Annotated in this window: 1 protein-coding gene; it reads right to left on the minus strand. The window is 44.8% G+C overall.

Going from position 1 to position 210, the window contains the following annotated elements:
- On the minus strand, nt 1–210 hold a 210-nt coding region (locus ACTRWE_RS19385), incomplete at both ends, for a transposase (protein ID WP_462880554.1).

The following is a 210-nucleotide window of genomic DNA, read 5'->3' on the forward strand; positions in this document are numbered from 1 at the left end:
ATATAAACCAAGTAACTCTTTGCGGCCCTCGATATTGACACCTAGTACGGTATAAATAGCCTTACTCACGTAGCGCCCATTTTCTTTAATCTTATAATGAATGGCATCAAGCCAGATAAACGGGTAAAGCGTGTCTAAGCTGCGCGCTTGCCATGCTTTAAGCTCTGGTATCAGTTGGTCTGTTACGGCAGTGATGGTGGCCTCTGATAC

It is taken from the genome of Pseudoalteromonas sp. G5_S1_54_S4 (assembly GCF_054968565.1).